The 19,257-nt window shown below is 65.5% G+C and carries 16 protein-coding genes; 12 read left to right on the top strand and 4 right to left on the bottom strand.

From position 1 onward, the window contains the following. Positions 1-721: 721 nt before the first annotated feature. Positions 722-1,501: a peroxide stress protein YaaA gene (gene yaaA, locus GJV37_RS01145; protein WP_024765839.1), complete on the bottom strand. Its 780-nt coding sequence runs from the start codon at positions 1,499-1,501 to the stop codon at positions 722-724. 483 nt (positions 1,502-1,984) lie between these two features. Here yaaA and GJV37_RS01150 point away from each other — a divergent pair, with 483 nt between their 5' ends. The 9 genes from GJV37_RS01150 to ubiT all read left to right on the top strand — a co-directional run bounded on the left by GJV37_RS01150 (position 1,985) and on the right by ubiT (position 9,286). Beyond that, positions 1,985-3,376: a PhoH family protein gene (locus GJV37_RS01150; protein ID WP_024765838.1), complete on the top strand. Its 1,392-nt coding sequence runs from the start codon at positions 1,985-1,987 to the stop codon at positions 3,374-3,376. Positions 3,377-3,645: 269 nt separating this feature from the next. Next, positions 3,646-4,137, top strand: a complete 492-nt coding sequence (gene moaC / locus GJV37_RS01155) for a cyclic pyranopterin monophosphate synthase MoaC (RefSeq protein WP_024765837.1) — start codon at positions 3,646-3,648, stop codon at positions 4,135-4,137. Next, positions 4,134-4,382 (top strand): MoaD/ThiS family protein, encoded by a 249-nt coding sequence (locus GJV37_RS01160; protein ID WP_024765836.1) that lies wholly within the window; start codon positions 4,134-4,136, stop codon positions 4,380-4,382. Before moaC ends, GJV37_RS01160 begins: the two co-directional genes overlap by 4 nt. A gap of 4 nt (positions 4,383-4,386) precedes the next feature. After that, positions 4,387-4,839: a molybdopterin synthase catalytic subunit MoaE gene (gene moaE, locus GJV37_RS01165; protein ID WP_170860132.1), complete on the top strand. Its 453-nt coding sequence runs from the start codon at positions 4,387-4,389 to the stop codon at positions 4,837-4,839. A 244-nt stretch (positions 4,840-5,083) separates the two neighbouring features. Then, positions 5,084-5,638, top strand: coding sequence for a molybdenum cofactor biosynthesis protein B (gene moaB, locus GJV37_RS01170; protein WP_037015987.1), 555 nt, complete (start codon positions 5,084-5,086; stop codon positions 5,636-5,638). Beyond that, positions 5,635-6,867, top strand: coding sequence for a molybdopterin molybdotransferase MoeA (locus tag GJV37_RS01175; RefSeq protein WP_193452096.1), 1,233 nt, complete (start codon positions 5,635-5,637; stop codon positions 6,865-6,867). The genes moaB and GJV37_RS01175 overlap by 4 nt, the downstream gene beginning before the upstream one ends. A gap of 55 nt (positions 6,868-6,922) precedes the next feature. Beyond that, positions 6,923-7,918 carry a ubiquinone anaerobic biosynthesis protein UbiU gene (gene ubiU / locus GJV37_RS01180; RefSeq protein ID WP_170860130.1) on the top strand — a complete coding sequence of 332 codons (996 nt, stop codon included), beginning with the start codon at positions 6,923-6,925 and terminating at the stop codon, positions 7,916-7,918. A gap of 10 nt (positions 7,919-7,928) precedes the next feature. Continuing rightward, a complete protein-coding gene (locus GJV37_RS01185; RefSeq protein WP_024765832.1) occupies positions 7,929-8,819 on the top strand; it encodes a U32 family peptidase in 891 nt (296 codons plus the stop codon). Further along, positions 8,813-9,286 carry a ubiquinone anaerobic biosynthesis accessory factor UbiT gene (gene ubiT / locus GJV37_RS01190; RefSeq protein WP_170860128.1) on the top strand — a complete coding sequence of 158 codons (474 nt, stop codon included), beginning with the start codon at positions 8,813-8,815 and terminating at the stop codon, positions 9,284-9,286. Before GJV37_RS01185 ends, ubiT begins: the two co-directional genes overlap by 7 nt. 126 nt (positions 9,287-9,412) lie before the next feature. Here the strand turns inward: ubiT and GJV37_RS01195 are convergent, their stop codons facing one another. The 3 genes from GJV37_RS01195 to GJV37_RS01205 all read right to left on the bottom strand — a co-directional run bounded on the left by GJV37_RS01195 (position 9,413) and on the right by GJV37_RS01205 (position 12,480). Beyond that, positions 9,413-9,781, bottom strand: coding sequence for a putative zinc-binding protein (locus GJV37_RS01195; RefSeq protein ID WP_170860127.1), 369 nt, complete (start codon positions 9,779-9,781; stop codon positions 9,413-9,415). A 186-nt stretch (positions 9,782-9,967) separates the two neighbouring features. Continuing rightward, entirely contained in the window at positions 9,968-10,621 is a 654-nt protein-coding gene (narL, locus tag GJV37_RS01200) for a two-component system response regulator NarL (protein ID WP_024765829.1), read from the bottom strand. After that, the gene (locus GJV37_RS01205) at positions 10,618-12,480 is read right to left on the bottom strand and encodes a histidine kinase (protein WP_024765828.1); all 1,863 of its coding nucleotides are present in this window, start codon (positions 12,478-12,480) and stop codon (positions 10,618-10,620) included. The genes narL and GJV37_RS01205 overlap by 4 nt, the downstream gene beginning before the upstream one ends. A 173-nt stretch (positions 12,481-12,653) precedes the next feature. Here GJV37_RS01205 and GJV37_RS01210 point away from each other — a divergent pair, with 173 nt between their 5' ends. The 3 genes from GJV37_RS01210 (at position 12,654) to GJV37_RS01220 (ending at position 19,252) form a co-directional block, all read left to right on the top strand. Continuing rightward, entirely contained in the window at positions 12,654-13,955 is a 1,302-nt protein-coding gene (locus GJV37_RS01210; protein ID WP_038803578.1) for a nitrate/nitrite transporter, read from the top strand. 12 nt (positions 13,956-13,967) lie between these two features. Next, on the top strand, positions 13,968-15,374 hold the full coding sequence (locus GJV37_RS01215; RefSeq protein WP_065086687.1) for a NarK family nitrate/nitrite MFS transporter: 1,407 nt from the start codon (positions 13,968-13,970) through the stop codon (positions 15,372-15,374). A 98-nt stretch (positions 15,375-15,472) separates the two neighbouring features. Beyond that, positions 15,473-19,252: a nitrate reductase subunit alpha gene (locus GJV37_RS01220; protein WP_170860126.1), complete on the top strand. Its 3,780-nt coding sequence runs from the start codon at positions 15,473-15,475 to the stop codon at positions 19,250-19,252. Positions 19,253-19,257: the final 5 nt, after the last annotated feature.

The raw sequence follows: 19,257 nt of genomic DNA on the forward strand, positions 1-19,257 counted from the left end.
GAAATAACCTTGGAACCTAATCTCCAATTTCTCACCGAGGCACTTTCTGGTCGCCATCGATGATCGTTGCGCAAATAGGATTTATCTCAAATGCGGTTAGTTCCTTCCGCTCATCCCGCCTCGGAAATGATTTGAAATATCCAATTGATATCACTTGATGCTGGATTAATGGCCATTCGCGACTTGGCCTTTCCAGTGCAAAGTGCATGGTCGGGAAAAGTTCCATTGAATTTTTCGTTAAAAACGACCGTGTATCGTCGTTAAGACATTCGTTCAGCTGCCGTTCAGCTTTCTCTCTTGCAAAGTGCAATCGTGAAATGCATGTCATGGCCAAGGGCTGTTAATGGCCAATGGATTACAAGGGCAGGAGCGAATCGGGACGATTTCCATCCATCCGGTCGGTTCGGATGGCGGAAAAAATTTCTCACGATTAATCCCGAAGCAGACGAACGGTCATTTTGACCATTTTCACCGTGTGGGCATTAGGGGGTGTTTTGAGCAGTAAACGTACAGTTCAGGCCCCCGTGACCGCGCAGTTCCATGGTCAATGGCTTACAGGCCACTTGATATCAGGCAGGTTTTTGCGGGGCGTGCGGGCTCAGTAACCGGCGTCACCGCACCATCGAGGCGCCCCACCGAAGCTCGCGCGCCCGACAGGAAGGGGGGATCGAAACGAAAACGGGAGCCTCAGGGCTCCCGTTCGGTGCAGCAGGTGGGCAGCTCAGTCGTCGGCGTGGTCGCGCAGGAACACCAGCTGGTCCGCCTTGGAGTGCTCGGCACTGTAGGCGTAACCCGCGTAGTTGAAGTCCTTCAGGCCTTCGGGGTTGCTCAGGCGCTCCTTGATCACGTAGCGCGCCATCATCCCGCGGGCCTTCTTGGCGTAGAAGCTGATGATCTTGTACTGGCCGTTCTTCAGGTCCTTGAACTCGGTGTCGATCACCCGCGCGTTCAGCGCCTTGCGCTTCACCGCGCCGAAATACTCGTTGGAGGCCAGGTTGAGCAGCACATCGTCGCCCTGTTCGGCCAGGGACTCGTTCAGCCAGCCGCTGATGCGCTCGCCCCAGAAGGCGTAGAGGTCCTTGCCGCGGGCGTTGGCCAGCTTGGTGCCCATCTCCAGGCGGTAGGGCTGCATCAGGTCCAGCGGCCGCAGCACGCCGTAAAGGCCGGAAAGCATGCGCAAGTGCTGCTGGGCGAAATCGAAGTCGTCTTCGCTGAAGTCCTCGGCCTGCATGCCGGTGTAGACGTCGCCCTTGAAGGCCAGCAGCGCCTGCTTGGCATTGGCCTGGGTGAACTCCGGGTGCCAACTGCCGAAGCGCGCGGCATTCAGGCCGGCCAGCTTGTCCGACAGGTGCATCAGTTCGGCGATCTGTGCCGGGGCCAGTTCCCGCAGGATGCCGATCAGCTCCTGCGCGTCGTCCAGGTGCTCGGGCAGGGTGAAGCGCTGCGTCACCGGCGCGGTGTCGTAGTCCAGGGTCTTGGCGGGGGAAATCACCATCAGCATCGTGCGGTCTCCTACAAGCGAGCGGCGATTGTAAGGAGTCGCGGGCGTTGGCTCCACCTATGGGGACGATTAGCCTCTCTATATAGGAAGGCGCAGGGCGCAGAGGCTGGGCCTGGCGCGGCGCAAGTTGCCGTGGCGAAGGGCTAAGGGACTGATCCGTCGAGGAAAAGGCAGGGAAACGCGGGAGGTGGGACCCCTAAAACTAGCGCTGTCCGAGGCCCTCGCCAAGGTATTTCGTCGTACGACGAAAAAAACTTCCTTAGGAAGGAAAAAGACTTTTTATCGTCATGTTTTTTCCTGTATTTGTTGAGACGTAGACCGCCGAACCCTGCAGACAGGTGGCGGCCCCGGCCCGGCCCGTCCTCTTCTTGCAGTTCTCTCGATTCCTGCCCTGATCCCAGGCTTCGAGAGCAGGTGGTTCGCAGCACGGCGGAGCGCTGTAGCGGCATTCCGTCGAACGCCCCCACAAGAGGTGACCCGCGTATGGATGACCACGGACGCTCCCGCCCCACCCAGCCCACCCTGTACGTCCTCGACACCAACGTCCTGATCCACGATCCCAACGCCTTGCTGAATTTCCAGGAGCACCACGTCGCCATCCCGATGACGGTGCTGGAGGAACTGGACAAGCTCAAGACCGGCAAACACACCGTGGCCGCGGAATGTCGCCAGGCGATCCGTCTGATCGACTCGGTACTGGGCGAAGCCTCGCCCGAGCAGGTAGAGGATGGCGTGCCCATCCAGCGCGGCAAGAGCGGCCCCTGCGGCAGCCTGTCGATCCTCATGAGCAAGCGCGCCGAGCCGATCACCTGGCTGCCCGAGCACCTGAACGACAACAAGATCATCAACCAGCTGGTGGAGCTGAAGAGTCGCCATAGCAGCAAGCGCGTGGTGCTGGTCACCAAGGACATCAACATGCGCCTGAAGGCGCGTGCCTGTGGGGTATTTGCCGAGGACTACCACACCGACCAGCTGGTCGATGACATCAACCTGCTGTCGCGTGGCTACCACTCGCTGAGCGGATCGTTCTGGGACCGCGTCAGCAAGGTGGAGACCCGCCAGGACCGCGGGCGCACCTGGCACCGTGTGCAACTCACCGACAACCTGCCGGCGGTCCACATCAACGAGTTCATCGTCGATGAGCAGGGGTTCGTTGGCTGGATCAAGGGGATCGACCAGGACGAGCTGACCATCCTCGACCTGCACCAGGAGCCGCTGCTGCACCAGGAAGCCTGGGGCCTGAGACCGCGCGATGTGTACCAGTCGCTGGCGCTGTACGCGCTGCTGGACCCGGACATCCACCTGGTCAACCTGTCCGGCGCCGCCGGCTCGGGCAAGACCATCCTCGCGCTGGCCGCCGCCATCGAGCAGACCATGGTCACCAAACGCTACAAGCGCATCATCGCGACTCGCAGCGTGCAGGGCCTGGACGAGGACATCGGCTTCCTGCCCGGCACCGAGGCGGAGAAGATGGAGCCCTGGCTCGGCGCGATCACCGACAACCTCGAGGCCCTGCATTCGGATGACGAATGCACCCACGGCAGCGTCGACTACATCCTCAGCAAGGTGCCGCTGCAGTTCAAATCGCTGAACTACATCCGCGGCCGCAGCTTCCAGCAGAGCCTGATCCTGATCGACGAGTGCCAGAACCTCACCCCGCACCAGATGAAAACCATCATCACCCGGGCGGGCAACGGTTCGAAGGTGATCTGCCTGGGCAACCTGGCGCAGATCGACACCCCCTACCTGTCGGCCACCAGCTCCGGCCTGACCTACCTGACCGAACGCTTCAAGGACTTCCCCCACGGCGTGCACGTGACCCTGCAAGGGGTGCCGCGCTCGGTGCTGGCAGAATTCGCCGAAGCGCACATGTAGGCCACTTCCACCCACTCAACAGGGCCCGCCATCTGGCGGGCCTCTTTATTCCTGCTTCCAGGTTGTTCGCGAGCACGCTCGCTCCCCAAGGTCCGGCGCGACATGCTCTTGTAGGAGCGAGCTTGCTCGCGAACCCTGGCGACGCCGGCGGTAGCCCGCGCATACCTCTTCTTGTATACAATCCTCCCCCCAACGCGCCGCTCGCCGGTCTGCCAGCCCCGCGCGCCGGGGTTAAACTGTTCCCCTGATTCTCCGGAGAGTGCCCACCCGTGCTGACCCATCTCGATTCCCAGGGCCGCGCCAACATGGTCGATGTCACCGAAAAAGCCGTGACGTCCCGTGAAGCCGTGGCCGAAGCCCGGGTGCGCATGCTCCCGGCGACCCTGCAACTGATCCAGGACGGCGGCCACCCCAAGGGCGATGTGTTCGCCGTGGCGCGCATCGCCGGCATCCAGGCAGCCAAGAAAACCCATGAACTGATTCCGCTGTGCCACCCGCTGCTGCTTACCAGCGTCAAGGTCGAACTGGCCGCCGAGGGTGAAGACACCGTGCACATAGTCGCCCGCTGCAAGCTGGCCGGGCAGACCGGCGTGGAGATGGAAGCGCTGACCGCCGCCAGCGTCGCTGCGCTGACCATCTACGACATGTGCAAGGCCGTCGACCGCGGCATGACCATCGACAGCGTGCGGGTGCTGGAGAAGCTCGGCGGCAAGAGCGGCCATTACGTGGCGACAGACAGTTCCGCAGGAGACACCCCATGATTCGCGTGCAGTACTTCGCCCGTTACCGCGAAGCCCTCGGTCTCGATGGCGAGCAACTGAACTGGAGCGCTTCCCTGGCCAGCCTCGACGACCTGCGGCGCCTGCTGCTGGAGCGCGGCGGCGCCTGGGACGTACTCGGCGAGCAGAACCTGATGTGCGCACGCAACCAGGAGCTGTGCTCCCTGGATGAGCCCCTCGCCGATGGCGACGAGGTGGCGTTCTTCCCCACCGTTACCGGAGGCTGAGCCCATGGCGATCCGCGTCCAGCCCGCGGCGTTCGATCCGGGCGCCGAACTCAACGCGATGCACGCCGCCAACGTCGGCGTGGGCGCGGTGGTCGGCTTCGTCGGCTACGTGCGCGATTTCAACGAAGGGCGCGAAGTGGGCGGCATGTTCCTCGAACACTACGCCGGCATGACCGAGAAGGCGCTGGAGAAGATCGAAGTGGAAGCCAACCAGCGCTGGCCGCTGTTGCGCCTGGAAATCCTCCACCGCATCGGCCGTCTGGAACCGGGCGAGCCCATCGTCTTCGTCGGCGCGGCCAGTGCCCACCGGCAGGCAGCGTTCGATGCCTGCAACTTCGTCATGGACTACCTCAAGACCCGCGCGCCGTTCTGGAAGAAGGAAGACACCAGCGACGGCCCGCGGTGGGTCGAAGGCCGTTGCAGCGATCAGGCTGCCGCCGACCGCTGGAAGGGCTGAGCCGTTATCCCCGCGGCGACGGTTGGCGGATAACGCCGTAGGCGTTATCCGCCCTAGGGTTTGTCCGGAAGCTACGAAAGCGCTCAACGTAGGGCGGATAAAGCGGAACGCTTTATCCGCCGTCTCTGCTGAGCGGCGATGCCCCGCACGCGCCGGGGCAGTACCTCCGAGGAGGAATGGGCGGCAGGGGAGAAGGGGCGCAGGCTGGCGCCAGCCCTTTTTGCTCCGAATCGGAGAGCCCCTCATGAGCCATCTCAGCACCCCGGAATTCCAGCCGCTGGAGATCGCTGTCCTCACCGTCAGCGATACCCGCAGCCTGCACAACGATACCTCCGGCCAGGCCCTGGTCACCTCCCTGCAGCGTGCCGGCCATGCCCTCGCCGAGCGTCGGCTGGTGATCGACGACATCTACCAGATTCGCGCTGTGGTCTCGGCCTGGATCGCCGATCCCAAGGTCCAGGTCGGCCTGATCACCGGCGGCACCGGCTTCACCCTGCGTGACAATACCCCGCAGGCCGTGGCTCCCCTGCTGGAGCGCACCGTGGACGGCTTCGGTGAACTGTTCCGGCAGATTTCCCGCGAAGAGATCGGCACTTCCACCATCCAGTCCCGCGCCATCGCCGGCATCACCAACGGCACGCTGATCTGCTGCCTGCCCGGCTCCACCGGCGCCTGCCTGACGGCCTGGGAAAAGATCCTCGTCCAGCAGTTGGACAGCCGCACCAAGCCCTGCAATTTCGTTCCTCATCTCAAGCGCCTGCCCGAGCGCCCGGTGCTGGCCTGCGGTACCCGCTCGTGAGCGGCTGCAGCTGTTCCGGCGCCGGCCTGCGCCCGGTGGACGAGGCCATCGCCGCGCTGATGGATTTCGCTCCCGTGGCGCCGCCGACCGTACACGTCGACCTGGAAAGCGCCCTGGGTCGCGTCCTCGCGCAGGACATCCGCTCGCCCATCGACCTGCCCCTGTGGGACAACAGCGCGATGGACGGCTACGCCCTGCGCAGCGACGACACGGGAGAGGCCGGCGCGCGGCTGAAGATCGCCGGCTACATCGCCGCGGGCGATGCCGCCGACGTTGCGCTGCGACCGGGCCAGGCCATGCGCATCTTCACCGGCGCGCCGCTTCCAGCGGGTGCCGACAGCGTGATCGCCCAGGAGGACTGCGAGGTCGAGGGCGAACGTTTGCTGGTTCCCCAGGTAGCCCTCGGCAGCCATGTGCGCCGGCGTGGTGAAGAGCTCCGCAGCGGTGAGGCCCTGCTCAGTGCCGGACAGAAACTGCGCGCTCAGGACATCGGCCTGCTGGCCAGCGTCGGGCTGGATCGCGTCGCGGTTTACCGGCCGTTGCGGGTCTGCCTGCTGAGCAGCGGCGACGAGCTGCGCGAGCCCGGCGAGACGCTGGCGCCTGGGCAGATCTACAACGCCAACCGCTTCAGCATCGGCGCACTGCTGCGCGGCTGGGGCATCGAAGTGCATGACTACGGCGTGCTCGCCGACACCCTGGCGGCCAGCCGCGCTGCGCTGAGCCTCGCTGCGTCCGAATGGGACGTGCTGATCACCAGCGGCGGTGTCTCCGTGGGGGACCGCGATTACCTCAAGCAGGCGATCCGCGAACTGGGCGAGCTGCACCTATGGAAGTTGAAAATGCAGCCGGGCAAGCCACTGGCTTTTGGCAGTGTTTCGGGCAAACCGTGGATCGGTCTGCCGGGCAACCCTGCCGCGGCCCTGGTCACCGCGCTGGTCGTCGCGCGGCCGTTCCTCTGGCGCGCCCAGGGACGCAGTGACGTGCAGACGCTGCCGGTGACGTTGCCGGCAGGCTTCGACTGGCCCGCCGCCAACTCGCGCCGCCAGTACCTGCGCGCGCGCTTGGAGCTCGAGGGCGGCGTGGCGCGCATCTGCCTGCACCCGCAGCAAGGCTCGGCCATGCTGCGCGCGGCGAGCTGGGCCGATGGCCTGGCGGTGGTGGAGGCCGGGCGCACCCTGCAGGCCGGCGAGCCGCTGCCGTTCCTGTCTTTCAGCGAACTCGGCGCCTGACGCCGTTCCCGGCTGCCGGCGGGGGCCGGCGGCCTCCGTAGTGCCAGGGGGAAACATGCAACTGGTCTGCCCGGCGGGAAGTCTGCCCGCCTTGAAATCGGCCCTGCGCGAAGGCGCCGACGCCATCTACGTCGGCTTTCGCGATGACACCAACGCCCGGCACTTCGCCGGCCTCAACCTCGATGATCGCCAACTGCGCCAGGGCGTGGACCTGATCCACGACGCCGGCAAGCAGATGTACGTGGCGGTCAACACCTATCCCGGCGCGGCGGGCTGGGCCCGCTGGCAACGCGCCGTGGACCACGCCGCCGACCTGGGCGTGGATGCGCTGATCGCCGCCGACTGCGCGGTGCTCGGCTATGCCGCCAGGCGCCATCCGAACCTCGCGCTGCACCTTTCGGTGCAGGGCTCGGCCACCAATGTGGCGGCGCTGGCGTTCTACCACGAGCGCTACGGCATCCGCCGCGCCGTGCTGCCGCGCGTACTGTCGCTGGCGCAGGTGCGCCAGGTGGCGGCGAACAGCCCGGTGCCCATCGAAGTCTTCGCTTTCGGCAGCCTGTGCATCATGGCCGAGGGACGATGCCACCTGTCGTCCTATGTCACCGGCGAGTCGCCCAATCTCTGCGGCGTCTGTTCGCCGGCCAAGGCGGTGCGCTGGAGCGAGGAGCCCGAAGGCCTGACCTCGCGCCTCAACGACGTGCTGATCGACCGCTACGCGCCGGATGAGCCGGCCGGCTACCCGACGTTGTGCAAGGGCCGCTTCGTGGTCAACGGCGAGCGCTTCCACGCGCTGGAAGAACCCACCAGCCTGAACACCATCGACCTGATCCCGCAGTTGGCGGAGATCGGTGTGGCGGCGGTGAAGATCGAGGGCCGGCAGCGCAGCCCGGCCTATGTCGAGCAGGTCACCCGCGTCTGGCGCCAGGCGCTGGATGCGTGGCAACGCGCACCGGAGAACTACCGTGCGCTGACGCAGTGGCAGGATGCCCTGGACAAGCTTTCCGAAGGCCACCAGACGACCCTGGGCGCCTACCATCGCTCCTGGCAGTGAGGACATCGAGATGAAACTCAGCCTGGGACCGGTGCTGTTCTACTGGGACCGCCGGACACTCCTGGATTTCTATGCGCAGATGGCGGAGCAGCCGCTGGACGCCATCACTATCGGCGAGACCGTCTGCTCCAAACGCCGGGCGCTGTCGCTGGACGATTGGCTCGGACTGGGACGCGAGCTGCAGCAGCAGAGCGGGGCGCAGATTCTCATCGCGGGGCTGGCGCTGATCGAGGCGGCTTCGGAGCTGTCCGCGCTGCGCCGTCTGTGCGCCAACGGCGAGCTGCGGGTCGAGGCCAACGACATGGGCGCGGTGCAGATTCTCTCCGGCCTGGGTGTCGAGTTCGTCGGCGGGCCGGCGTTGAATGTCTACAACGGCCATACGCTGGCGGAGCTGCATGCCGCTGGCCTGCGCCGCTGGGTGCCGCCGGTGGAGTGCTCCGGCGAGCAGATCCACGCGGTGATCGAGCAGGCGCGCGAGCTGGGCATCAATGATGTGGAGACCGAGGTGTTCGCCTACGGCCATCTGCCGCTGGCCTACTCGGCGCGCTGCTTCACCGCGCGAGCGGAGAACCGGCCCAAGGACGATTGCCAGTTCTGTTGCCTGAACTACCCGGAAGGGATGTCGATGCTCAGCCAGGAGGGTTTCCCTTTGTTCACCCTCAACGGCATCCAGACCCTGTCCGGCGAGTCCAGCAACCTGCTGGCGGACTACGCCTCGCTGCGTGATTGCGGCGCCGACCTGCTGCGCCTGAGCCCGCGCGCGGAAGGCATGGTGGACGTCGTGCAGGCCTTCGACCGCGTGCGCAAGGGCGCCACGCCGCCGCTGGCGGTGGAGGGTTGCAACGGATACTGGCATGGCCGACCGGGCATGCTGCGCAGTGATGAGGTGAACCTGTGCTGACTCTGGAAACCGGTGCCCTGCGCGCCGCCGACCGACTCCTGCCGCTGGCCGCGCGCGTCCCGTCGGGATTGCAGCGCGCGGCGCTGCAGCGTGCCGCCAATCGCCTGTTCGCCGAGGCGCTGGCCGACGGTGCCTTCGATATCCTCGACGGTCACTGGCTGCGGCTGGAAGTGAGCGATCTCGGCCTGGCCTGGAGTTTCACCCACGACCGCAAGGGCCTGCGTTTCGCCGATGCCTGCGTGCCCAGCGTGACCATTCGCGGCAGTTGGCGTGACTTCCTGCTGCTGGCGGGCCGCCAGGAGGATCCGGACACGCTGTTCTTCCGCCGTCGCCTGGTGATCGAGGGCGATACCGAGCTGGGGCTGGCGGTGAAGAACCTGATCGACAGCCTCGACCCGGACAGCCTGCCGTCCTGGCTGTGGAGCGCCATGCGCCGCGCCAGCCGGGCCGTACAGGAAAACGCCTGACCGGCATTTCGTAGGATGGGTGGAGCTTGCGATACCCATGCTGCCCTGACACGCCAATCGATGGGTATCGCTTCGCTCCACCCATCCTACGTCGGCGTCTGTTCTTTCGCCTTGTGCAGTGGTGGTTCAGGCCGGGCTGCGTACGAGGAACTGCAGTTCCTCGTAGAGCATCTCGAAATCCTGCACCGGCGCGTCCTGGCCGTAGCGTTTCTTCAGGCCGTACTCGGTCAGGGTGACCTCGTGCGCGGCCTTCACACCATGGCGCGCCAGGCAATTCTGCACGCAGTGCAGGTGACAGCCGTCCACGGCGATGATCGGCCGGCCGGAGCAGGCTTTCTTCACCAGCGCCGGTACGTCGCCGCCCACGCCGGCGATGCAGGACATCTCCGCCAGGCCGTCACGGTCCAGGCGCAGGGCGAGGTCGTTGGCCAATTGCGCAAGATTGGAGCAGCCGGAGCAGGAGTACACGAGGGGCAGGTTCGGCGAGGGCGGCATGGGGACCTCCTGGGTGAGTCCCGCAGTGTCCTGCCGCCGTGGGCTGGCGCGACATGATCTGAATCAAGTCGGCGAGCGGACAGTTAGGTAGGGCGGATAAAGCGGAACGCTTCATCCGCCGTCAGACCCGATGGCGGATAACGCCGTTGGCGTTATGCGCCCTACAAATTGCGTTTGGCGTCGAGGTCAGACCAGATGGTTCTCCACCGCCCACACCGCCGCTTCCACCCGTGAGCGCATGCCCAGCTTGTGCAGCACGCGCTTGACGTGGACCTTCACGGTGCCTTCGGTGATGTCGAGTTTGCGCGCGATCATCTTGTTGCTGTAGCCGTGGGCGAGTTGGCGCAGGATCTGCCGCTCGCGATCGGTCAGCTCCTCGATGCCCTTGGGCCGGTCATCGCCGCGCAGGGCCTGGGCCAGTACCTGGGTCAACTGCGGGCTGATGGTGAGCTGGCCGGTGGCAGCCTGGCGGATGTGTTCGAGCAGGCGCTCGGGTTCCATGTCCTTGAGCAGGTAGCCGTCGGCGCCGGCGCGCAGCACGTTGATCACGTCGTTGCGGTCATCGGAGACGGTGAACACCACGATGCGCGCGTCCTCGCCGTTCTCGCGCAGGGCGCGCAGGGTATCCAGGCCGGTCATGCCCTTCATGTTGAGGTCGAGCAGGATCATGTCCGGTTCCAGCTCCGCCGCCATGCGCAACGCTTCCTCGCCGCTGCCGGCTTCGCCCACCACTTGCAGGTCGTCCTCGAACTCCAGCAACTGGATCACGCCCTTGCGCATCATCGGGTGGTCGTCGACAAGCAGGATGCGCGCGCGGTCATCGGTGGGGGTGGCCGTCATGGGTGGGTCTCCGGGTACTGCGACAGGGGTTTGTGGGTGAAGCGCACGCTGACGCGGGTGCCCTGCGGCTCGCGCGGGGCGATGCTGAAGCTGGCTTCCAGGGTCTGGCTGCGCTCACGCATGATGCTAAGCCCGTAGTGCCCGTTGCGGCTCTGCGCTGGGTCAAAGCCGACGCCGTCATCGTCCACGGTGATGCATACCTGCTCATCCGCATCTTCGCCCAGGGTCACCTTCGCGTGGCTGGCGCCGGCGTGGCGAACCACGTTTGACAGCGCCTCGCGGACGATCTGCAGGATGTGGATTTCCTCGTTGGGGTTGAGCGGGATGTGCGCCAGGCGGTTGTCCAGTTCGATGCCCAGGTTGCCGCGCTCGGCGAACTCTTCCACGGTCTTCACCAGCGCCGCTTCCAGGCTCGACTGCTCCAGGCTCAGGCGGAAGGTGGTGAGCAGTTCGCGCAGCTGGCGGTAGGCGCTGTTGAGGCCTTCGCGCAGTTCGTCGAGGGTTTCCTCGATCTTCTGTGGCGGCACGTCGCGCTTGAGCAGCGTGGCCAGGCGGCTGACCTGGATCTTCAGGTAGGACAGCGACTGCGCCAGCGAGTCGTGCAGCTCGCGGGCGATGGTGCCGCGCTCGGCGAACAGCGCCAGGCGGTTCTCCTGTTCCTGCTGCAGGGTCAGGGCGAAGGTGCGCGCGATGTTGTCGCAGAAGCCTTCGACGAACTGCCGCTGCCAGTCTTCCAACTGGCCGTTGGCGGTTTCGATGAACAACTCGCCGAAGCGATGTTCGCCGATGGATAGCGGCTGCATCAGCAGCGGATTGATGCCCTGGCTTGGCTCGCCGCAATGGTCGGCCTGGGCGCGGCAGTCGCCGCAGTTGCCCTGCAGGCAGAAGCTGCCGGTGATGCCGTCGGTGGTCAGCGAGGAATAGGCGCGCTCGACGCCGTCCTTGTTCAGGCACAGGGTCACCTTGCCGGCCTGCAGCACACGCTCCAGCTGGTTCAGCAGCGGTTGCAGGGAGCGCTCGTCATACGGGTCCTGGCCCAGGCGGCGGGCGCTGTCGTAGAGCAGCTCCAGGCGCTGGTGGCTGTTGGTGAGGGCTCGGGTCTTCTCTTCCACCCGTGCTTCCAGCTCGCGGTAGCTGGCCTGGAGTTCCTCGGCCATCTGGTTGAAGCGCTCGCCCAACTGGCTCAACTCGTCCTCGCCGCTGCTGCTGACCCGTGCATCGAGGTCGCCTTCGCCCAGGCGGCGGGCGGTCGTGGTGAGTTCGCGCAGTGGGCCGACCACGTGGTAGCTCAGGTCATAGAGGCTGATGAACACCACCAGCAGGCTGAGGAACAGGCACAGCCCCTGCACCGTGCTGAGCATCTGCGAGCGGTATTCGGCATTGCTCTGCAGGGTGCCGACGAAGCCGTCGATGTGGCTGACGAAGGTGTCGAGGGTCGCCAGCGCCGGCGCTTCGGAAAGGTCGAGGTTCTGCAGCTCCTTGCGCAGTTGCGCGTGCTGCTGGCGGATCGGCGCGTCGGCATCCGAGCGGCGCAGCAGGCGGGTGATCTCGTCGTTGTCCAGGCGTGCGGCGAGGGTTGCCTGCAGGGCCTGGCGATTGATCGGCGAGGGGTCCAGCGCCAGGCGGTAGGTGAGCATGCGCAGCGAACCGGCCTGGTTGATCACCGCCGCATCCTGGTGCGAATAGTCGGCGAACAGCAGTGCGCTGAACATACCGGCCAGGGCCAGGGATACCAGCAGGGTGAGGTAGCAGCCGAAGCGCACGACGATGGATTTGCGCAGGGAAGGGCGTCCGGCGGGCGGACTACCCACAAAGAATCGGTCGCTGGCGGAGGGCTCGGGTCGGGACGCCGTGTTCATATGAAATGCCTTTAAAAACAACAACTTATATGTTCTTTTCGGAAATACCCACTAAGGAGTAGCGGCGCGCATCTGCTCACGAATCGCCCTTTCGCTCATTGATGACGATCAAGAGAAGGACGCGAGTCCTTACCTAACGTGCGGGCAAAGGCTGTCAGGAAGTGAGCTTAGCCATGTTGTCCCACCGTCAGAAACAGTACTCCGTGCTCGGCATGAGCACACTGGCGTTCGCCGTGAACTTCGCGGTCTGGACGATGTTTTCGATCATCGGTATCCGCATCAAGGAAGAGCTGGGGCTGTCCGAAGCCCAGTTCGGCCTGATGGTCGCGTTGCCGATCCTTACCGGTTCGCTGGTGCGCTTGCCTCTGGGCTTGATCACCGACCGCTTCGGCGGGCGCCGCGTGTTCTTCATCCACATGCTGCTGGTGGCCATCCCGATCTACGGGCTGGCCTTCGCCACCCTCTACTGGCACTACCTGGTGCTGGGCCTGTTCGTCGGCCTGGCCGGCGGCTCCTTCGCCGTGGGCATCGCCTACACCTCCTCGTGGTTCGAGAAGGAACGCCAGGGCACCGCCATGGGCATCTTCGGCGCCGGCAATGCGGGCGCGGCGATCACCAACCTGGTGGCGCCGATGATCGTCGTCGCCTTCGGCTGGCGCATGGTTCCGCAGATCTACTCGGTGGCCATGCTGGTCACCGCGCTGCTGTTCTGGTTCTGCACCTGGACCGACCCGGCCCACACCAAGGGCGGCGACGCCGACCCGAGCCGCCCGCGGCCGACCCTGGCCAAGCAGCTGGCGCCGCTGGGCGAGCTGCGCGTCTGGCGCTTCGGCCTGTACTACTTCTTCGTCTTCGGCGGCTTCGTCGCCCTGGCCCTGTGGCTGCCCAAGTACTACATCGCCGAGTACGGCCTGGACCTGCGCACCGCCTCCTTCATCACCATGCTGTTCACCCTGCCGTCGGGCCTGATCCGCGCCCTGGGCGGCTGGTTCAGCGACCACTACGGCGCCCGTGCGGTGAACTGGGGTGTGTTCTGGATCTGCCTGGTCTGCCTGTTCTTCCTCTCCTACCCGCCGACCACCATGACCATCCACGGCATCAAGGGTGACGTCAGCCTCGGCATCGGCCTGAACGTCTGGCTGTTCACCTTCCTGGTGTTCGTCGTCGGCATCGCCCAGGGCTTCGGCAAGGCCAGCGTGTACCGGATCATCCACGACTACTACCCGCAGAACATGGGCACCGTCGGCGGCATGGTCGGGGTCATCGGCGGCCTCGGCGGCTTCTGCCTGCCCATCCTGTTCGGCTTCGCCGCCGACCGCATCGGCGTGCGCTCCTCCTGCTTCATGTTGCTGTTCGGCCTGACCGTGGTGTGCATGGTCTGGATGCACTACGCGATCAAGCAGCAACAGCGCCTCGACGGCCAGCCCCGCGCGGCCGATGTCGACGCCTCTCCCATTCCTTCCAGCCACTCCTGAGGTAATGCCGTCATGGGCATGATCGCCAACCCCCAACTCAAAGCCGCCAGAGGCCCGCTGCTGGTCGACTGGCGCCCGGAGGACCCGGAGTTCTGGGCCCGTACCGGCAAGCGCATCGCCGCGCGCAACCTGTGGATCTCGATTCCCGCACTGCTGCTCGCCTTCGCCGTGTGGATGATCTGGAGCACCGTCACCGTGCGCCTGAACGCCGCCGGATTCAGCTTCAGCAACGACCAGCTGTTCCTGCTCGCCGCGCTGCCGTCGATCTCCGGCGCCACGCTGCGCATCTTCTACTCCTTCATGGTGCCGATCTTCGGCGGCCGCCGCTGGACCGCGCTATCCACCGCCTCGCTGCTGATCCCCTGCCTGTGGCTGGGCTTCGCCGTGCAGGACCCGACCACGCCGTACTGGGTGTTCGCGACCATCGCGCTGCTGTGCGGCTTCGGCGGCGGCAACTTCGCCTCCAGCATGTCCAACATCAGCTTCTTCTATCCGAAGAACCAGCAGGGCACCGCCCTGGGCCTGAACGCCGGCCTGGGCAATCTCGGTGTGTCGGTGATGCAGTTCGCCGTGCCGCTGGCCGTGGCCGGCGGGCTGTTCGGCGCCTTCGGTGGTGAGCCGGAGACACTTTCCGACGGCACCCGTCTGTGGCTGCAGAACGCTGGCTGGATCTGGGTGCCGTTCATTGCCGTGGTCTCCGTGGCTGCCTGGTTCGGCATGAACGACATCGCCGATGCCAAGGCCTCGTTCCGCGACCAGTCGGTGATCTTCAAGCGCAAGCACAACTGGCTGATGTGCTGGCTGTACGTGGCCACCTTCGGCTCGTTCATCGGCTTCTCCGCCGGCTTCGCCATGCTCAGCAAGACCCAGTTCCCGGACATCAACCCGCTGCAGTACGCCTTCCTCGGCCCGCTGGTAGGCGCCCTGAGCCGGCCGCTGGGCGGCTGGCTGGCAGACAAGTTCGGCGGCGCACGGATCACCCTGTGGAACTACGCGGCAATGATCGCCGGCGTATTCGCGGTGATCAGCTTCCTGCCCGGGGCCAACGGTGCAGGCAGCTTCTTCGGCTTCCTCGGCTCCTTCATCGCGCTGTTCTTCTTCGCCGGCATCGGCAACGGCAGCACCTTCCGCATGATCCCGGTGATCTTCCGCAACGAGTGGGCCGCGCGCCTGAAGCAGGGCGGTTACACCGAAGCCCAGGCGGCCAAGGGCGCGAGCATGGAATCGGCCGCGGTGATCGGTTTCTCCGCCGCCATCGGCGCCTTCGGCGGCTTCTTCATTCCCAAGGCGTTCGGCACCTCGCTGGCCATGACCGGCAGCGCCGAGGGCGCCCTCTACGTCTTCGTCGCCTACTACCTGACCTGCATCGTCGCCACCTGGTGGTGGTACGCGCGCAAGGGAGCCGAGAGCCCCTGCTGATTTCCCCGCGCGGTCAGGCCCGCTGGCCGCGCCACGAACCGTTTCGCGAGCTTGATTAGCGTTTGAACGCCCGGCGCAGACCGGGTGAGGAGATACCGATGAGTTACCTGCTCGACCGCCTGCAGTTCTTCAAGAAGAAGCAGGGTGAATTTGCCGATGGTCACGGCGAAGTCTCCAACGAAAGCCGTGCCTGGGAAAATAGCTACCGGCAGCGCTGGCAGCACGACAAGATCGTTCGCTCTACCCACGGGGTGAACTGCACCGGCTCGTGCTCCTGGAAGATCTACGTGAAGAACGGCCTGATCACCTGGGAAACCCAGCAGACCGACTACCCGCGCACCCGCCCGGACCTGCCCAACCACGAGCCGCGCGGCTGCCCCCGTGGCGCCAGCTACTCCTGGTACATGTACAGCGCCAACCGGCTGAAATACCCCAAGGTGCGCAAGCCGCTGCTCAAGCTCTGGCGTGAAGCCCGCGCCGCCCACAACGACCCGGTGGACGCCTGGGCCAGCATCGTCGAAGACTCCGCCAAGGCCAAGAGCTACAAGAGCGAGCGCGGCCTGGGCGGTTTCATCCGCTCCAGCTGGAGCGAAGTCACCGAGATCATTGCCGCCGCCAACGTCTACACCGCCAAGACCTATGGCCCGGACCGCGTCATCGGCTTCTCGCCGATCCCGGCCATGTCGATGGTCAGCTACGCCGCCGGCGCCCGTTATCTGTCGCTGATCGGCGGCGTGTGCCTGAGCTTCTACGACTGGTACTGCGACCTTCCTCCCGCCTCGCCGCAGATCTGGGGCGAGCAGACCGACGTGCCGGAGTCGGCCGACTGGTACAACTCCAGCTACATCATCGCCTGGGGTTCCAACGTCCCGCAGACCCGTACCCCCGATGCGCACTTCTTCACCGAAGTCCGCTACAAGGGCACCAAGACCGTGGCCGTCACCCCGGACTACTCCGAAGTGGCCAAGCTCACCGACCTCTGGCTCAACCCCAAGCAGGGCACCGACGCCGCATTGGGCATGGCCTTCGGTCACGTCATCCTCAAGGAATTCCACCTCGAGAAACCCAGCGCCTACTTCGTCGACTACTGCCGCCAGTACACCGACATGCCGATGCTGGTGCTGCTCGAACCGCACACCGAAGGCGTGCTCAAGCCGACCCGCTACCTGCGCGCGGCGGACCTCGCCGGCAACCTCGGCCAGGACAACAACCCCGAGTGGAAGACCATCGGCCTCGACGAAATCAGCGGCGAACTGGTCTCGCCCACCGGCGCCATCGGCTACCGCTGGGGTGAGTCGGGCAAGTGGAACATCGAGGAGAAAGAGGGCGGCACGCAACGCGAAACCCGCCTGGCGCTGAGCCTGATCGATGGCCCGGAAAACGCCTGCGACGTCGGCTTCCCGTACTTTGCCGGGCAGGAACACCCGCACTTCAAGGGCGTGGACAACGACGAGGTGCTGGTGCGCCGCGTACCGTTCCGCGAGTTCACTGGCGCCGAGGGTCAGACCCTGCGCGTCGCCACCGTGTACGACCTGCAGATGGCCAACTACAGCGTCGACCGTGGCCTGGGTGGCCGCAACGTCGCCGCCTCCTATACCGACGCCGACGTGCCCTACACCCCGGCCTGGCAGGCCCGCATCACCGGCGTTCCGGCTGCCCGCGCCATCCAGGTGGCCCGCGAGTTCGCCGACAGCGCCGACAAGACCCACGGCAAGGCCATGGTCATCATCGGCGCCGCGATGAACCACTGGTACCACATGGACATGAACTACCGCGCGGTCATCAACATGCTGATGATGTGCGGCTGCATCGGCCAGAGCGGTGGTGGCTGGGCGCACTACGTGGGCCAGGAAAAACTCCGCCCGCAGACCGGCTGGGTCCCGCTGGCGTTCGGCACCGACTGGAGCCGCCCGCCGCGGCAGATGAACGGCACCAGCTTCTTCTACCTGCACAGCTCGCAGTGGCGCCACGAGAAGATCTCGATGCACGAGGTGCTCTCGCCGCTGGCCGATCCCAAACAGTTCCCCGAACACGCGCTGGACTACAACATTCGCGCCGAGCGCATGGGCTGGCTGCCGTCCGCCCCTCAGCTCAACCGCAACCCGTTGCACCTCTTCGCCGACGCCGAGAAGGCCGGTATCCCGGTGCAGGACTACGTGGTCCGTGAGCTCAAGGCCGGCAATCTGCGCGTGGCCAGCGAACAGCCGGACGACCCGCAGAACTTCCCGCGCAACCTGTTCATCTGGCGCTCCAACCTGCTCGGCTCCTCGGGCAAGGGCCACGAGTACATGCTCAAGTACCTGCTGGGCGCGAAGAACGGCGTGATGAACGACGACCTCGGCAAGGCCGGCGGCCCCTGCCCGGGCGAAGTGGAATGGGTCGACGAAGGCGCCGAAGGCAAGCTGGACCTGGTCACCACCCTGGACTTCCGCATGTCCTCCACCTGCATGTACTCGGACATCGTGCTGCCGACCGCCACCTGGTACGAGAAGGACGACCTCAATACCTCCGACATGCACCCCTTCATCCACCCGCTGTCGGCCGCTACCGACCCGGCGTGGGAAGCGAAAAGCGACTGGGAAATCTACAAGGCCATCGCCAAGAAGTTCTCCGAGGTTTCCGTCGGCCACCTGGGCGTGGAGAAAGACCTGGTCACCGTGCCGCTGCTGCACGACACCGCCAACGAACTCGCGCAGCCCTTCGGCGGCAGCGACTGGAAGAAGGGCGAGTGCGAGCCCGTCCCCGGCCGCAGCATGCCGACCCTGCATGTGGTCGAGCGTGACTACCCGAACACCTACAAGAAGTTCACCTCCCTCGGCCCGCTGCTGGACAAGCTGGGCAACGGCGGCAAGGGCATCGGCTGGAACACCGAGAAGGAAATCAAGCTGCTCGGCGAGCTGAACCACAAGGTCACCGAGATTGGTATCAGCCAAGGCCGCCCGCGCATCGAAAGCGCCATCGACGCCGCCGAGGTGATCCTCGCCCTGGCGCCGGAAACCAACGGCCAGGTGGCCGTGAAGGCCTGGGAAGCGCTGTCGAAGTTCACCGGCCGCGACCACACTCACCTGGCGCTGCCCAAGGAAGACGAGAAGATCCGCTTCCGCGACGTCCAGGCGCAGCCGCGCAAGATCATCTCCAGCCCCACCTGGTCGGGCCTGGAAGATGAACATGTGAGCTACAACGCCTGCTACACCAACGTCCACGAGATGATCCCGTGGCGCACCCTCACCGGTCGCCAGCAGTTCTACCAGGATCACCCCTGGATGCAGGCCTTCGGCGAGGGCTTCGTCAGCTACCGGCCGCCGGTCAACACCCGCAGCACCGACAAGCTGTTCAACAAGAAGCCCAATGGCAACACCGAGATCACCCTGAACTGGATCACCCCGCACCAGAAGTGGGGCATCCACTCCACCTACAGCGACAACCTGCTGATGCTCACCCTGTCGCGCGGTGGCCCGATCATCTGGATGAGCGAGCACGACGCGAAACGCGCCGGCATCGAGGACAACGACTGGGTCGAAGTCTTCAACGCCAACGGCGCCGCGACCTGCCGCGCGGTGGTCAGCCAGCGCGTGAAGGACGGCATGGTGATGATGTACCACGCCCAGGAACGCATCGTGAACCTGCCGGGCAGCGAGACCACCAAGACTCGCGGCGGCCACCACAACTCGGTGACCCGCGTGGTGCTCAAGCCTACCCACATGATCGGCGGCTACGCCCAGCAGGCGTGGGGCTTCAACTACTACGGCACGGTCGGCTGCAACCGCGATGAGTTCGTCGTGGTGCGCAAGATGAACAAGGTCGACTGGCTCGACGAGCCGGAGCAGGGCGGACTGGGCGGTGACGCTCTGCCGCAACCGCTGCCCCAGGACATTTGAGGATT

The organism is Pseudomonas nitroreducens (assembly GCF_010994165.1).
Taxonomy (GTDB): Bacteria; Pseudomonadota; Gammaproteobacteria; order Pseudomonadales; family Pseudomonadaceae; genus Pseudomonas; species Pseudomonas nitroreducens.

Bases quoted from the DNA above. Each gene is read 5' to 3' on its own strand.
- yaaA (WP_024765839.1), bottom strand. From the start codon at position 1,501: ATGCTGATGGTGATTTCCCCCGCCAAGACCCTGGACTACGACACCGCG.
- GJV37_RS01150 (WP_024765838.1), top strand. From the start codon at position 1,985: ATGGATGACCACGGACGCTCCCGCCCCACCCAGCCCACCCTGTACGTC.
- GJV37_RS01160 (WP_024765836.1), top strand. From the start codon at position 4,134: ATGATTCGCGTGCAGTACTTCGCCCGTTACCGCGAAGCCCTCGGTCTC.
- moaE (WP_170860132.1), top strand. From the start codon at position 4,387: ATGGCGATCCGCGTCCAGCCCGCGGCGTTCGATCCGGGCGCCGAACTC.
- moaB (WP_037015987.1), top strand. From the start codon at position 5,084: ATGAGCCATCTCAGCACCCCGGAATTCCAGCCGCTGGAGATCGCTGTC.
- ubiU (WP_170860130.1), top strand. From the start codon at position 6,923: ATGCAACTGGTCTGCCCGGCGGGAAGTCTGCCCGCCTTGAAATCGGCC.
- GJV37_RS01185 (WP_024765832.1), top strand. From the start codon at position 7,929: ATGAAACTCAGCCTGGGACCGGTGCTGTTCTACTGGGACCGCCGGACA.
- GJV37_RS01195 (WP_170860127.1), bottom strand. From the start codon at position 9,781: ATGCCGCCCTCGCCGAACCTGCCCCTCGTGTACTCCTGCTCCGGCTGC.
- narL (WP_024765829.1), bottom strand. From the start codon at position 10,621: ATGACGGCCACCCCCACCGATGACCGCGCGCGCATCCTGCTTGTCGAC.
- GJV37_RS01205 (WP_024765828.1), bottom strand. From the start codon at position 12,480: ATGAACACGGCGTCCCGACCCGAGCCCTCCGCCAGCGACCGATTCTTT.
- GJV37_RS01210 (WP_038803578.1), top strand. From the start codon at position 12,654: ATGTTGTCCCACCGTCAGAAACAGTACTCCGTGCTCGGCATGAGCACA.
- GJV37_RS01215 (WP_065086687.1), top strand. From the start codon at position 13,968: ATGGGCATGATCGCCAACCCCCAACTCAAAGCCGCCAGAGGCCCGCTG.
- GJV37_RS01220 (WP_170860126.1), top strand. From the start codon at position 15,473: ATGAGTTACCTGCTCGACCGCCTGCAGTTCTTCAAGAAGAAGCAGGGT.